Annotated in this window: 11 protein-coding genes; 7 read left to right on the top strand and 4 right to left on the bottom strand. The window is 72.9% G+C overall.

What is annotated here, in order from left to right; genetic code table 11:
• Positions 1-72: 72 nt before the first annotated feature.
• From A4A78_RS01930 to A4A78_RS01915, 4 genes are all read left to right on the top strand, one after another.
• Entirely contained in the window at positions 73-936 is an 864-nt protein-coding gene (locus A4A78_RS01930) for a carbohydrate ABC transporter permease (RefSeq protein ID WP_062946748.1), read from the top strand.
• The gene (locus tag A4A78_RS01925) at positions 933-1,736 is read left to right on the top strand and encodes a carbohydrate ABC transporter permease (RefSeq protein WP_062946747.1); all 804 of its coding nucleotides are present in this window, start codon (positions 933-935) and stop codon (positions 1,734-1,736) included. The genes A4A78_RS01930 and A4A78_RS01925 overlap by 4 nt, the downstream gene beginning before the upstream one ends.
• On the top strand, positions 1,736-3,007 hold the full coding sequence (locus A4A78_RS01920; RefSeq protein ID WP_082835134.1) for a carbohydrate kinase family protein: 1,272 nt from the start codon (positions 1,736-1,738) through the stop codon (positions 3,005-3,007). The genes A4A78_RS01925 and A4A78_RS01920 overlap by 1 nt, the downstream gene beginning before the upstream one ends.
• Before the next feature lie 86 nt (positions 3,008-3,093).
• Positions 3,094-5,877 (top strand): sugar-binding protein, encoded by a 2,784-nt coding sequence (locus A4A78_RS01915; protein WP_062946746.1) that lies wholly within the window; start codon positions 3,094-3,096, stop codon positions 5,875-5,877.
• A gap of 15 nt (positions 5,878-5,892) precedes the next feature.
• Here A4A78_RS01915 and A4A78_RS01910 read toward each other — a convergent pair whose 3' ends face one another.
• The 4 genes from A4A78_RS01910 to A4A78_RS01895 form a co-directional block, all read right to left on the bottom strand.
• Positions 5,893-6,411, bottom strand: a complete 519-nt coding sequence (locus tag A4A78_RS01910; protein ID WP_062946745.1) for an SRPBCC family protein — start codon at positions 6,409-6,411, stop codon at positions 5,893-5,895.
• A complete protein-coding gene (locus tag A4A78_RS01905) occupies positions 6,408-6,965 on the bottom strand; it encodes a dihydrofolate reductase family protein (RefSeq protein WP_062946744.1) in 558 nt (185 codons plus the stop codon). The genes A4A78_RS01910 and A4A78_RS01905 overlap by 4 nt, the downstream gene beginning before the upstream one ends.
• Before the next feature lie 286 nt (positions 6,966-7,251).
• Positions 7,252-8,469 (bottom strand): toxic anion resistance protein, encoded by a 1,218-nt coding sequence (locus tag A4A78_RS01900; RefSeq protein WP_062946743.1) that lies wholly within the window; start codon positions 8,467-8,469, stop codon positions 7,252-7,254.
• 138 nt (positions 8,470-8,607) lie between these two features.
• Entirely contained in the window at positions 8,608-9,579 is a 972-nt protein-coding gene (locus tag A4A78_RS01895) for a hypothetical protein (RefSeq protein WP_062946742.1), read from the bottom strand.
• Between the two features lie 632 nt (positions 9,580-10,211).
• Here A4A78_RS01895 and A4A78_RS01890 point away from each other — a divergent pair.
• The 3 genes from A4A78_RS01890 to A4A78_RS01880 all read left to right on the top strand — a co-directional run bounded on the left by A4A78_RS01890 (position 10,212) and on the right by A4A78_RS01880 (position 13,000).
• Positions 10,212-10,394, top strand: coding sequence for a hypothetical protein (locus tag A4A78_RS01890; RefSeq protein ID WP_062946741.1), 183 nt, complete (start codon positions 10,212-10,214; stop codon positions 10,392-10,394).
• A gap of 110 nt (positions 10,395-10,504) precedes the next feature.
• Positions 10,505-11,305 carry an SDR family NAD(P)-dependent oxidoreductase gene (locus tag A4A78_RS01885; protein ID WP_369816724.1) on the top strand — a complete coding sequence of 267 codons (801 nt, stop codon included), beginning with the start codon at positions 10,505-10,507 and terminating at the stop codon, positions 11,303-11,305.
• 207 nt (positions 11,306-11,512) lie between these two features.
• The gene (locus tag A4A78_RS01880; RefSeq protein ID WP_062946740.1) at positions 11,513-13,000 is read left to right on the top strand and encodes a DUF1524 domain-containing protein; all 1,488 of its coding nucleotides are present in this window, start codon (positions 11,513-11,515) and stop codon (positions 12,998-13,000) included.
• Positions 13,001-13,050 lie beyond the last annotated feature (50 nt).

Genomic DNA, 13,050 nt, shown 5'->3' with positions numbered 1-13,050 from the left:
GCGTCGACCGACGGGACGCAGGTGACACGACGTGGCACATATGCCACATCGCGCCGCCCGCGTCCCTCGGCCGTGGCCCGCTCGCGGGCCACGCCGCTGCTGTTCTTGCTGCCCGCCTTCGCGGTCTACGCCGCGTTCGCGCTCTACCCGCTGGGCCGCGCCGCGCAGTTCTCCCTCTTCGAGTGGCGCGGCTTCGGCGCGTCCACCTTCGTGGGCCTCCAGAACTACGTCGACCTCGCCGGGGACGCCGCCTTCCGCGCCGCGATCGGGAACGCCCTGGTCCTGATCGTGTTCTACGCGGTGATCCCGCTGGTCGTCGGCCTCGTGCTCGCCGCGATCCTGCGCCGCGGCCAGGTGCGCGGGATGGGCTTCTTCCGCACCGTGATCTTCCTGCCGCAGGTGATCGCGCTGGTCGTCGTCGCGGTCGCCTGGCGACAGATCTACTCGCCCGTCGGCCCGCTGAACCAGATCCTCGAGGCCGTCGGCCTCGGCGGCCTCACCCGCGGCTGGCTCGGCGACCCGGGCACCGCGCTCGCGTCCGTCGGCTTCATCGGCACCTGGGTCGAGATGGGGCTGGTGATGCTGCTGATGCTGTCCGGGATGAGCCGCATTCCCGCCGAGCTGTTCGAGGCGGCGCGGCTGGACGGCGCCGGCCCCGTGAAGGAGTTCTTCGCGATCACCCTGCCCGCGGTGCGCGGCGAGATCACCGTCGCGCTCGTGCTGACCATCATCGCGGCGCTGAAGACCTTCGACCTCGTCTACATGACCACCTCCGGCGGCCCCGGAAACTCCACCACCGTGCCCAGCTACGAGGTGTACTTCCGCGCCTTCGACCTGCGCGAGGTCGGCTCCGCGAGCGCCGTCGCGATCGTGCTGACTCTGCTGATCTTCGCGATCAACGTGGGCGTCACCCGCATCGGGGAGCGTGAGTCATGAGGGTCTCCCGCGGCGAGGTCGTGATGAACTACGTCCTCCTGATCGCCTTCGCGCTGTTCGCGCTCGCCCCGGTGCTGACGATCCTGATCGGCTCCGTCTCGGCGCCGCTGGGGGAGCCGGCCGGCTTCTACCCCGGCAACTACCTCGAGGCATGGACGGTGGGCGGCTTCGGCAGCTCGCTCGGGAACTCCGTCGTGGTCGCCGCGATCGTGGTGGGCCTGGCGACCGTGCTCTCGATCGGCTCCGGCTACGCGCTGGGCACCATGCGCTTCCCCGGCGCGACGGTGCTCTTCTACCTGTTCCTGCTGGGCATGATGATCCCCGCCGAGGCGACGATCATCCCGCTGTTCTTCGACCTGCGCACCCTGAGCCTGACCGACACCTATCTCGCGATCGCCCTGCCGCAGGTCGCCCAGTCCATCGCCTTCGGCACCTTCTGGCTGCGGGCGCAGTTCCGCTCGATGCCGACGAGCCTGCTCGAGGCCGCCGCGCTCGACGGCGCCGGCCCCCTGCGCGCGCTGCGCAGCATCCTCGTGCCCGCCTCCCGGCCCGCGATCGTGACGCTCGTGGTGCTGGTGTTCATGTGGACGTGGAACGAGTTCCTCATCGCCCTGATCATGACCCCGAGCGGCAGCCGCCGCACCGCCCCGCTGGGCCTGGCGACCTTCCAGGGCCAGTACACCTCCGAGACCGCGCTGCTCGCTGCGGCCGCCGTGATCATCGCCCTGCCCACCGTGATCCTGTTCCTGTTCCTCCAGCGCCACTTCATCCGCGGGATGCTCGAAGGAGTCGCCAAGTGATGACCGAACGCCCCGACGCCCCGACCGACGGGCCCGTCGCCGACGGATCCGCTCCCGACGGAGCGACCGCCGGCCGCATCGCCCCCGCCGACGGGCCCGCCGTCGGCCGCGCCGCCCATGACGCCGCCGGGTCGCACGCCCCGGGCGCCGCGACCCCGGCCCCGCCCGAGGCCGCCGAGCGGCAGGACTGGGACCCGCTGGCCTCGCTGCGCGCCCCGTCGGACCCGCCGCTGGACGTGCTGCTCTCCGGCACCGTGTTCTTCGACATCGTCTTCACCGGCATGGACCGCCTGCCCCAGCCCGGCGAGGAGCTGTGGTCCAAGGGGATGGGCTCGAGCCCCGGAGGGATCGCGAACCTCGCCACCGCCGCCGCCCGGCTCGGCCTGCGCACCGGTCTGGTCGCGGGCTTCGGCGACGACGCCTACGGCGACTGGATGTGGCAGACCCTCGCCGAGGAGGAGGGCATCGACCTGTCCGCCTCGCGACGCTTCGACGACTTCCACTCGGCGCTGACCGTCTCCATCGCCGCCCACGGCGACCGGGCCATGGCCACCCACGGCCACGACCTGCCCGAGCCGCTGTCGGCGATGATCGCCCGCGCCCCCGCGGCCCGCGCCGCCGTCGTGGACCTCGCGGGGGAGACCTCCTGGTGGGCGGAGCTCGCCCGCGGCGGCGCGCTGATCTTCGCCGACATCGGCTTCGACGCGACCGGCCGCTGGGATCCCGCGGACCTCGCCCCGCTCGCCCACTGCCACGCCTTCACCCCCAACGCCCTCGAGGCCACGGCCTACACCCGCACCGACAGCCCCGGCCGCGCCGTGCGGGCGCTCGCCGAGATGGTGCCGCTGGCGGTCGTGACCGACGGGGTCGACGGCGCCTACGCGATCGACGCCTCCACCGGCGAGGAGGCGTTCTGCCCCGCCGTGCCCGTCCACGCCATCGACACCACCGGCGCCGGGGACGTGTTCGCCGCCGGGATGGTGCTGGGCACCCTGGCCGAGTGGCCGCTCGAGCAGCGGCTGCGCTTCGCCTCCCTGTGCTCGGCGCTGGCCGTGCAGCAGTTCGGAGGCTCCCTCGCCGCGCCCGGCTGGGGCGACATCACCGACTGGTGGCGCCACCTCAGCGACGCGTCGGCCGACGGGGATCTCCGCGCCGCCTACACCCGCGGCGGCTACGAGTTCCTCGACGGCATCGTCCCCGACCACCCCGTCCTCGGCCGACGCCGCGCCCAGGGCACCTTCGCGCTCCGCTCCGACGCCGGCCGACACTGACCCCGGCCGGACCCGTACGACCCCGACCCGCCTGGACCCATCCACCGGTGCATCGACGCACCGCCGCACGAGAGAAGTCAGGAACCATGTCGCACCGTCCCCTCCCCGCCCGCCCCGCCGCTTCCGCACCCGTCCCCGATGCCCCCGCCCCGCGCGGGCTCTCCCGCCGTCGCCTCCTGCAGGGCTCGGCCGTGCTCGGCCTCGCCGCCGGCGCCACCGCCCTGGACCTCAGCGGGCTGCCGCCGATGGAGCGCGCCCTCGCCGACGGCGGCGTCGACCTGGACATCCTCTACATCGGCGCCCATCCCGACGACGAGGCCTGGACCCTGGCCGCCTTCGGGCAGTGGAACGAGTACGAGGACCAGACGGCCGGGGTCATCACGATCACCCGCGGCGAGGGCGGCGGGAACGCCGTCGGCCTCGAGGAGGGCCCGGCGCTGGGCCTGATCCGCGAGGGCGAGGAGCGCACCGCCGTCGGCTTCGCCGGGATCGAGCACGTCTTCAACCTCGACGCGGTCGACTTCTTCTACACCCTCTCCGCACCGCTCAGCCACGAGGTGTGGGGCGGACGGGACGTGCTCAGCCGCGTGATCCGCGTCGTGCGCGCGACCCGGCCGGACGTGATCGTGACGATGAACCCCTCGGCCGTGCAGGGCAACCACGGCAACCACCAGCAGGCCGCGATGTTCGCCGTCGAGGCGTACCTCCTCGCCGGCCGCGAGGACGTCTTCCCCGAGCACTTCGAGGAGGGGCTGAAGCCCTTCGCCCCGAAGCGACTGCTGCGCTCCGGCTCCGACGGGCAGGCGCCGACCGGGCCCGACGCCGTCGCGACCGGGTTCACGCCGCTGGTGGCGAGCGACGTCGTGTTCGGGGCGTGGAACGGCACCGAGTCCGAGAAGCACGGCAAGCGCTGGTCGGCCGTGCGCGACGACTCGATCCACGCCTATCGCACCCAGGGCTGGCACGTCTTCCCGCCCACCACCACGGACCCAGCGAAGATCCCCGCCGCCTGGTTCACGCTCATCGACTCCCGCACCCCGTTCCCCGACCCGACCAGCGGCGACACCGCAGCGCTCGGCGGAGCGAGCCTCCCGGTCGAGGGCGGGCTGCCGCTCGGCACCACGCTCGAGCTGCGCAGCGAGCAATTCGCCGTGCAGACCGGCGGCAGCGTCGAGGTCCAGGTGGAGATCGGCTCCCCGGGCAGCGCCCTGCCCGGCGTGCAGGTCGAGCTCGAGGCCCCGGACGGCTGGGACGCCGGGCGGAAGCAGGTCCTCGGCACGATCCCCGCGAAGCAGTCCCGCACCGCGACCTTCACCGTCGAGGTGCCGGAGAGCGCGACCCCCGGCGAGCACGTGCTGCTGCGCGCCCGCGTCACCTCCCGCAAGGGCAGCGGCGAGAACGTGCTCTCGCTGCGCACCGCCGGCGTGGTCGAGGCCGGCATCGCCGACCGCGCCGAGATCGCCGCCTTCCTCGAGTGGACCGAGGAGCTCGGCATGCAGCGCCTCGACGCGCTCGTGCCCACCCGGCGCTCGCTCGGCCAGGGCCGCGCCGAGGAGTTCGAGATCGTGGTGCGCAACCGCTCCGAGCAGGTGCAGGACGCGGAGGTCACCCTCGCCCTGCCCGACGGATTCACGGCCGAGCCCGCCCAGCTGCTGGTGGAGGACGTGCCCGCGCTCGGCGAGTCGACGGCCACGGTGCGGATCGAGAACACCGATGCCTCGCTGCCGACGGCGAACCGCGCCCCGGACGGCGGCGTCTACGCCGTCACGGTCACCGCGTCGGCCGGAGGGGTCGCCGCCGCGACCGCGCAGGGCCTGCACCTCGTGCCGCGGCTGGTCGCCTCTCGCACCGAGGGCGTCGAGGTCGACGCGGTGCGCGGCACCGGGGAGTACCCCGGCGAGCCGATCGACATCGGCACCCTGTGGGAGGGTGCGGCGGTCACCCCCGAGGACGCCTCCGGCTCCACCTGGGTCACCTACGACGACCAGGCGCTGCACGTGTTCGTGCAGGTCATCGACGACGTGATCGGCACGCTGCTGCCGCCGGAGGACAACAAGCAGCGCTTCCGCACCGACTCCGTCGAGATCATGATCGACCCGCGCGGCACCTCCGACCACACCGCCACCACCTTCATCCTCGGGGCGCTGCCCGGCACGGACGACGGTGCGGGCGGGATCGGCGGGCCGGTCGCCGGACGCGACCACGACAACCGCCAGGGCCCGATCGAGGAGGTCGCGCCCTCGGTGCGGATCGCCGCCGAGATCTCCGAGCCCTACCAGGGCTACGTGCTCGAGACGACGATCCCCTTCGCGGAGCTGCCCGACGGCATCGACCCCACCCGCATGGGCTTCAACGTGGTCGTCTACGACTCCGACACCCAGGACCGCACCGGCCAGTCCCGCATCGGCTGGTCCACCTTCCCCGGCGTGCAGGCCGACCCCTTCCGCTGGGGCGTGCTTGAGCTGCCGGACCTGGAGGCCCAGCCGTCGGCGCCGGTCGAGCCGCGGATCCCGAACACCTCGGCCCGCTCCGTCGCCTCGCCCCAGTCGATCCTGCAGTCCGCGGCCGACGGGGTGGGGCTCGGCGGCTCCCCCTCGCTCGGCGCGGACGCGGTGCGGGTGGACAAGGCGACCCGCCGACGCCGCGAGATCAGCGCCGTGGTGCGCACCGCGGCGCCCGGCACCCGACGCGTGTTCGTCTGGGACGGGGAGCGGACCGTCGGCGCGCTCGAGGCCACCGACGTCCGCTCCGCCCGCGAGGTCGTGACGATCCCGCTGGTCGGGGACGTGCCGGCCGATGCGACGCTGACCGTGGCCGTGTCGCTGGAGAACGAGGACGGCGCCGGGGCGGGCGCCGCGGCGGTGCGCTGAGCGGGCGGGCGGCGGCTACTCCGCCGTGACCGCTCGCTCGAGCGCGGCGAGGGACTCCTCGAGGAAGCTCGGCGGGAAGGGCGGCAGGCCGAACTGCTCCTTGAGCGCGGCGGGCACGGCGCTCCAGTCGTAGGTCAGCGTGACCTCGGTGGCTGAGTCCCCGTCGCCCGCGCCGCCTGCCGGGGCGAGGTCGTAGCGCCAGGTCCAGCCGCCGGTGCCGAGCTCGCCGTCCGGGCCGTACTGCCCGGGCTCCCACGCGATCGTCCGGTCCTGCGCGAAGGCGATCACGCGGTTGTGCATGTCGTAGCGGCCGTGGGCGTTCTCGTGGAACATCTCGATGCCGAACACCTGCCCCACCTCCGTCAGCGGCGCCGGATCCTCCTCGAGGGAGCCGCGGACCCAGTCCGTCGGCTCGGTCTCGTGGTGCCGGGCCGGGTCGGCGAGCAGGGCGAACACCGCCTCGGGCGGAGCGGCGATCGTGCGGGTGACGGCGTAGCGGGTGTCGGCGTCCGGGGAGGGGTCGGCGGTGGTCATGAGCGGTCCTTCCGGGAGGTCCAGCGGGTGTAGGTGACGCCGGCGGCGAAGGCGTGGTGCTCGACGAGCTCGAGGCGCTCGCTGTGCCCGTCGGGGAAGAGGCGGCGCCCGCGCCCCTGCACGTACGGGTAGGTCCACAGGCAGTAGCCGTCCACGAGACCGGCCGCGATCAGCGCGTGGCACAGCATGATCGAGCCGGTCAGGGAGATCTCCGCACCCTCCGACTCCTTCAGCGCGCGCACCTGCTCGACGGGGTCGCCGGTGAGGATCGTGGAGTTCTGCCAGGCGGGGTCCGTCATCGTGGAGCTGACCACGTACTTCTGCAGGGCGTTCAGCTCGTCGGAGACGCCGGTGGTGTCCTCGGTCTGCTGCGGCCAGAAGCCGCGGAAGTCCTCGAAGGTCTGCCGGCCCAGCAGGATCGCGTCGCAGGCCGCGCTGTCGCGGGCGACGATCTGGGCCTGGTCGGCGTCCTGGGCCATCGGGTCGAACCAGTCGTCGAGCATCTCGACGCTGCCGTCGGCGGTGATGTTCTGGGTGAGGATCAGGGAGCGCACGGGACCTCCTCCGGTCGGTGCCTCGGAGCGTCCACGCTAGTGGGGCGGGGAGGCGCAGGTGCGTCCGATCCTGCGCAGTCCGGGCCAGTCGCCACGGCCGGCAGAAACGCGCAGTCCGGGGACCGTCGTCGCGGCCGGCAGAAAGGGGCTCCCAGCGGCACGCCGCGGAGCTCAGCTCCACGGCGTGCCGCTCAGAGCCCCATTGTGCAGATCACCTGCCGCCGCAGGCTGATCCGGGAGACGCCGGCCGGTGCCGCCGCAGGTCGACTCCGGCCGTCCCGCCAGGTCAGCGGTCCTCGATCTCCAACAGGCTCGCGGCGCTCTCGATCTCCTCGTGCTCGGGGCGCTCCTTCTGCATCCGCTCCATGTACGGCCGCGCCCGCTCGACCTGCTGCTCCAGGTTCGTCACCGTGGTGAGGAAGTTCTGGTTGGCCTGGGTGCGGAAGGAGTCGATGCCGTCCATCGTGGTGAACAGGTTGTCGAAGGCCTTCTGCAGCGTCTCGGCGGAGACGCCGGAGCTCGCGGCCTGCTGCTGCACCTTCACCGAGTTGTCGGCGAGCATCTTCGAGGTCGAGGAGATGAGGTTGTCGGTGGTGGCGTTGACCGCGTCGATCTGGTCGAGCACGAGCTTCTGGTTCTCGAGCGCCTGCGCGGTGATCACCGCGGTGCGCAGCGCGGTGACGGTGGTGGTGCGGGCCCGCTCCACGCCCTGCTGGAGCTTGGTGTTGTTGTCCTCGATGACGCCCATCGAGAGGTAGGCCTGCACGGTCACCGCGATCTGGGTGGCGACGTCCTGGCGGCGCTGACGCACGGCGAAGAGAACGTCCCGTTCGAGCGCGTCGGCGTCGGCCTGCTTGCCGGAGGCGCGCATCTCCTCGGCCTTGCGCACGGCCCGATCATCCAGCAGCCCCAGCAGGTGGGAGGCCTTCTGGAGGGCGCCGAGGTCCTCCCAGAGGGCGCGGCGCTCCACGGCGAGCTCGGCGTTGTCGCGCTGGAGCCCCTCCTGGCCGCGGGAGAGCGCGCCGAGGACGTGGTCGAGCTGGTCCTGGTTCGACTCGAAGCTGCGGAAGTAGCGCTTGGCGCGGTTGCGGCCGGGCAGGAAGCCGAGCGCCTTGTCGGCGAAGGTCTCCTCCTTCGGCGCGAGCTCCTCCATGGTGGTGCGCAGCTCGGTGAGCGACTTCGCGACGTTCTCCTGGGCGCTGCCCTTCTTGTCCTTCGCGTCCCGCAGCGACTGCTCCATGAAGCGCGAGGAGGTCTGCGAGGTGCGCTCGAAGGTGCGCCGCGCGACCGCGCCGAGGGCGTTGACCTGCGCGGTGAACTCCTGGGAGTGCGGGTTCAGCTGGGAGACCTGGTCGACCCAGGCGTCGGCCCGCTGCTCGAGCTCCTGCTGCTGCTCGGCAGGGAGGTCGGGCAGGACGGAGACCGCGTCGTCGTCGCTGATCTCCTCGACCGGCTCGGCCGGGGTGATCTCCTGGGCGGGGGTGGGCGGCTGGAGCTTGTCCATCGGTGCCTCCTGGGCGGGTCGCGGATGATGGCTGGTGGTCGATGCCGGCGGGGCCGGGCATCTCTCGGGCGGATGGTCGGTGAGTGCGGGTCGGTCGGCGGTGGTGCGGACGGGCGGCGGCGCGGCCGACGGGGCGGGTCAGACGTCGATGATCGGGTCCAGGTGCTGGTCGGCGAAGCGCTGGCGCAGGAACTCGGAGTGCACCTCGAGCGAACGGGAGACGCCGCCGACGAGATCGCTCTCGATCCGCTCGACGCCCTCGCCGAGCACGTCGAGCTGCCGGTCGATCGAGGCGAGGTTCTCCAGCGCCTCCTCGCGGGCGGATCCGGCGAAGGTGCGCAGGAACCCGATGATGTCGGCGGCGGCGTCGACGAGGTCGGGCACGTAGCGGGTGGCGATGCCCTCCAGCATCGTCACCTCTCCCGCGGACGGTCGCATCGCCTGCAGCTGCTCGGCGCCGACGAGCGCGTCGATCCTGGTCAGCAGCGAGTCGACGTCGTCGAGCACCTGCATCGCCGGAGCCGCGGCGGCCTGCGGGCGCAGCTCCCGCACCCGGGCGCGGCTCTTCTCGTCGGCGGCGAGGATCCGCTCGAGCACCTCGCGGGTGCCGCCGGCGACGCTCGCGTCGATCACGGGACGCTCGGCGGATCCCGACCGGGGCCGGTTCACGGCCACGCCGACCCCGCCGAGGGCGACGGCGCCGACGCCGACCGCGGCGCCGAGGGCCAGCACGGGCCCGCCGAGGCCGGTGCCGAGCACGACCAGCAGGGTCGCGAGGCCTGCCAGACCGCCGAGGACGACGGGAGCGCCGAGCCGCACCAGCCAGGAGGGACGCGGCGCGGACACCTCGCGGGAGGCGGGGCCGCGGACCGTGCCCTCGAGCGCAGTCTGCTTCGGTCCCCACAGGTCGCGTCGCTCCGCGGTCGCCTTCCACGGCAGGTCCCGGGCGCCGGGGCCGACGGATGGCCCGTCGGCCGACGGGGTGGGCCGCTGCGCCGGAGAGCCGGACTGGTGGGCCTGCGGAGGCGGCGAGTCGGGCGCGAAGGGGTCCGGGAACCGGCTGCTCCCGCTGCTCGGCCGCTCGGCCGAGGGTGTCTCTTCTGCGCTCACTGCGATTCGCTGTCCTCCCCGGGACGGTGACGAGGCCCGAGCGTCGGCCCGTGCAGGCGGGGGACCGCCTCGAGGGCCGTGCGCACGCCTCGTCCTGGGCGTGCTGGAAGGCTACCGCGAGCAGCTGGACCGCAGGTGGGCGCGGGCTGGATTCGGGGGATGGCCGGGGGAGGGCATGGGGAGTTCTCCCCAGGCAGTTCGCCCCATCGCGCATTCCGGGCGCCCGTCATAGATTTCAGGCACTGGGTGCGGGACTCTCGGGGGAGAGGGATGACGGCCCTCCGCGGGGGCGGAGGCCGGCGCCGGGCCCGTGGCCCAGCGGAGGCGGGAGACGGATCGGGGGATCCGCTCCCGCCTTCATGCCGTCCGCGCCGTGCAGGTCCTCCCACAGCGGCGCTGCCCTTCGGCGGCATCGTCGAGGGCGCCGCGCGGGAAGGGCGCAAGACGGGGCGACGAGCAGTGCGCCCGGGGCGGTGTGATCCCGCTGACGGGTGGTGGACAGCTCTTTCGCGCGCGCCCGCGAGGACCCTAGTCTTGACCGGTGCGCCGAGGCGCACGATTTCCCCGACTGACCTGGCAGGACGCGTCTTGCACCAGGCGCGTCCCACACACCGCTGAAGGAGGCTTCCGGCATGGATCCTCGCCCTGACATCCACCTCGGTCACGAGATGACCCCGACGACCCATACCGGGCCCATCCCGGTCGTGTCCGCGAGCGCGGACGCCGGGCAGCGCGATTCCTCCGCGCGCACCACCGCCGCCGTGATCATCGCGCTCGTGCTCGCCTTCATCGGCATCGTGCTGATGGGGCTCTGAGAGGCAGGTCCCTCCCCGGGAACGGCCCGGGAAGGATCCGCGAGCCCGCGGCGTTGCTCCCTCGCAGCCCGGGGTGTGAGGCCCGCGAGGCACGAGGAGAGGACCCACCCATGATCGATCTGGACCTGACCGGCAGGGCGGCTTTCGTCAGCGGCTCCACGCAGGGCATCGGCCTCGCGATCGCCCAGCGGCTCGCGCTCGCCGGAGCGCGCGTGGCGGTCAACGGCCGCAGCGCAGAGCGGGTGGAGGAGGCGCTCGATGCCCTGGTCGGCGCCGGGGTCGACCCGTCCCGTCTGATCGCGGCGCCCGGCGACGTCACGGCGGAGGACGGGCTCGCCGCCGCGCTCGAGGCCGCCGGCGAGGTGGACGTGCTGGTGAACAACCTCGGCATCTTCGGCGCCGCGCCCGCGCTCGAGATCACCGACGAGCAGTGGCAGCGCTACTGGGACGTGAACGTGATGGCCGCGGTGCGGCTGATCCGCACGACCCTGCCCGGCATGAAGGAGCGCGGCTGGGGGAGGGTGCTGAACATCGCCAGCGACTCCGCGATCGTCACCCCGGCCGAGATGATCCACTACGGCGTCTCCAAGACGGCGCTGCTGGCCGTCTCCCGCGGCTTCGCGAAGGACGCCGCCGGCACCGGCGTCACCGTGAACTCCGTGATCGCCGGGCCCACATACACCGAGGGCGTGCAGGACTTCGTCTACGAGCTGGTGGATCCGTCCCTGCCCTGGGAGGAGGCGGAGGCCGAGTTCATGCGCCTGCACCGCCCGCAGTCGCTGCTGCAGCGCCTGATCCGGCCCGAGGAGATCGCGAACATGGTCGTCTACCTCGCCTCGCCGCTCGCCTCCGCCACGACCGGCGGGGCGCTGCGCGTGGACGGTGGGTACACGGACGCGATCCTGCCGTGAGCGCTGCGGCGTGCGGGAGCGTGCCTCGCAGTTTTTCTGCACAACCGTGTGATGTCGGCGGCATCGGACGAAAGTCCTGCTCATTCGTGGTCGTTGAATCGTAATCTTCAAGGGTCTCTGCTGTGGAAACGCAGGGGACGGGCGACTGCCGCCGACGCCCCGGTCCGTGCCGCGCACGGACATCGATGACGATCACGAAGGATGGGCATGAACGCTCAGAACCCGACTCCGCCGCGCCCGGACGGGAGCCAGAACTGGCCCTCGGCGCCTACGTACGGTCAGAGCCCGCAGGGAGGCCTGCCCTTCGAGCCGGCCACCTCGGCGCGGCAGCCGCAGCGCCCCGTGCAGGCCCCGGCCAAGAGTTTCCCGATCGCCTGGGTGCTCTCGCTGTTCCTGGGGGTGTGTGGAGTGGACCGCTTCTACCTCGGGAAGTGGAAGACCGGTCTGCTGAAGCTCGTCACCACGGGAGGCTTCTTCGTGTGGTGGCTCATAGACCTGGTGCTCCTGACCATGGGGCAGGTGAAGGATTCCAAGGGCCGTCCCCTGCGCGAGTTCGAGACGATGAAGTGGCCCTCGCGCGCAATCTCCGCAGTGGTCACGCTCGGGTTCGTCGGCGTGATGATCCTCGGCGCCACCGCCCCGACGCCTCCGCCCGCGGAGGTGACCGCCGCCGAGTCCGCAGCCCTTGAGGAGGCCTCGGTCCCGTCGGAAGAGCCCACCACGGCGGAGCCGACGGCGGAGGCCCCGACCAGCGAGGCGCCGACCACTCCGGCGCCCACCACCACGGCCACCCCGACGCCCACCACGGCCCCGCAGCCCGTCGCCGCCGAGGGCACTGCGCTCGCAGTCCTCGGGGGACTCGACGAGAAGGGCCGCGCCCCGAAGACCGACTACGACCGCGAGCTGTTCGGCTGGCGCGACGACATGGACCGCAACGGCTGCGACACCCGCAACGACGTCCTGCGCCGCGACCTCACCGCGATCACCCTCAAGGGCGGCACGAACGGCTGCGTGGTCCAGCGCGGCACCCTCGCCTCCCCGTACAGCGGCGACACCGTCGACTTCGACCGGGAGAACAGCACGGTGGATATCGACCACGTCGTCGCGCTCTCCGACGCCTGGCAGACCGGCGCTGCGAGCTGGGACGAGCAGACCCGCCGCGAGTTCGCCAACGACCCGCTGAACCTGCTCGCCGTCGAGTCCAGCCTGAACCGGCAGAAGGGCGACGGCGACGCCGCCACATGGCTCCCGCCGCTGAAGGACTACCGCTGCGATTACGTGGCCCGGCAGATCGCCGTGAAGGATAAGTACGACCTGTGGGTCAAGCCCGCCGAGGCCGACGCCATGGAGCGCGTGCTCAGCAGCTGCGAGGGTTTCCTCGCGGTCGAGGACGACGACCAGTGGCCCGCGACCGGCGAGGGCGACGTCGTCGCGACCGAGGAGGAGCCCGCGCCGGAGCCTGAGCCGGAGCCGGCCCCCGAGCCCGAGCCTGCTCCGGAACCCGAGCCCGAGCCCGCTCCCGCGTACGAGCCTGCCCCGAAGGAGGAGTCGAACGACAGCGGCTCCGGTGGCGGCAGCGCCTATTACAAGAACTGCGACGCCGCGCGCGCGGCCGGTGCGGCCCCCGTGCACGCCGGCGACCCCGGCTACAGCAGGAAGCTGGACCGCGACGGCGACGGGGTCGGCTGCGAGTGAGGCCGACGGCGCGGGCATGACCTGACCGGTCATGCCCGCGCTCCACGAGG

The sequence above is a fragment of the Brachybacterium sp. sponge genome (assembly GCF_001613775.1).
Classification (GTDB): Bacteria; Actinomycetota; Actinomycetes; order Actinomycetales; family Dermabacteraceae; genus Brachybacterium; species Brachybacterium conglomeratum.
The sequence above is the reverse complement of the archived record's forward strand: the minus strand, read 5'-3'. Positions and strand labels throughout refer to the sequence as shown.

Excerpts from the sequence above, each read along its gene's own strand:
- A4A78_RS01925 (WP_062946747.1), top strand. The coding sequence starts at position 933 with ATGAGGGTCTCCCGCGGCGAGGTCGTGATGAACTACGTCCTCCTGATC.
- A4A78_RS01920 (WP_082835134.1), top strand. The coding sequence starts at position 1,736 with ATGACCGAACGCCCCGACGCCCCGACCGACGGGCCCGTCGCCGACGGA.
- A4A78_RS01915 (WP_062946746.1), top strand. The coding sequence starts at position 3,094 with ATGTCGCACCGTCCCCTCCCCGCCCGCCCCGCCGCTTCCGCACCCGTC.
- A4A78_RS01910 (WP_062946745.1), bottom strand. The coding sequence starts at position 6,411 with ATGACCACCGCCGACCCCTCCCCGGACGCCGACACCCGCTACGCCGTC.
- A4A78_RS01900 (WP_062946743.1), bottom strand. The coding sequence starts at position 8,469 with ATGGACAAGCTCCAGCCGCCCACCCCCGCCCAGGAGATCACCCCGGCC.
- A4A78_RS01890 (WP_062946741.1), top strand. The coding sequence starts at position 10,212 with ATGGATCCTCGCCCTGACATCCACCTCGGTCACGAGATGACCCCGACG.
- A4A78_RS01885 (WP_369816724.1), top strand. The coding sequence starts at position 10,505 with ATGATCGATCTGGACCTGACCGGCAGGGCGGCTTTCGTCAGCGGCTCC.
- A4A78_RS01880 (WP_062946740.1), top strand. The coding sequence starts at position 11,513 with ATGAACGCTCAGAACCCGACTCCGCCGCGCCCGGACGGGAGCCAGAAC.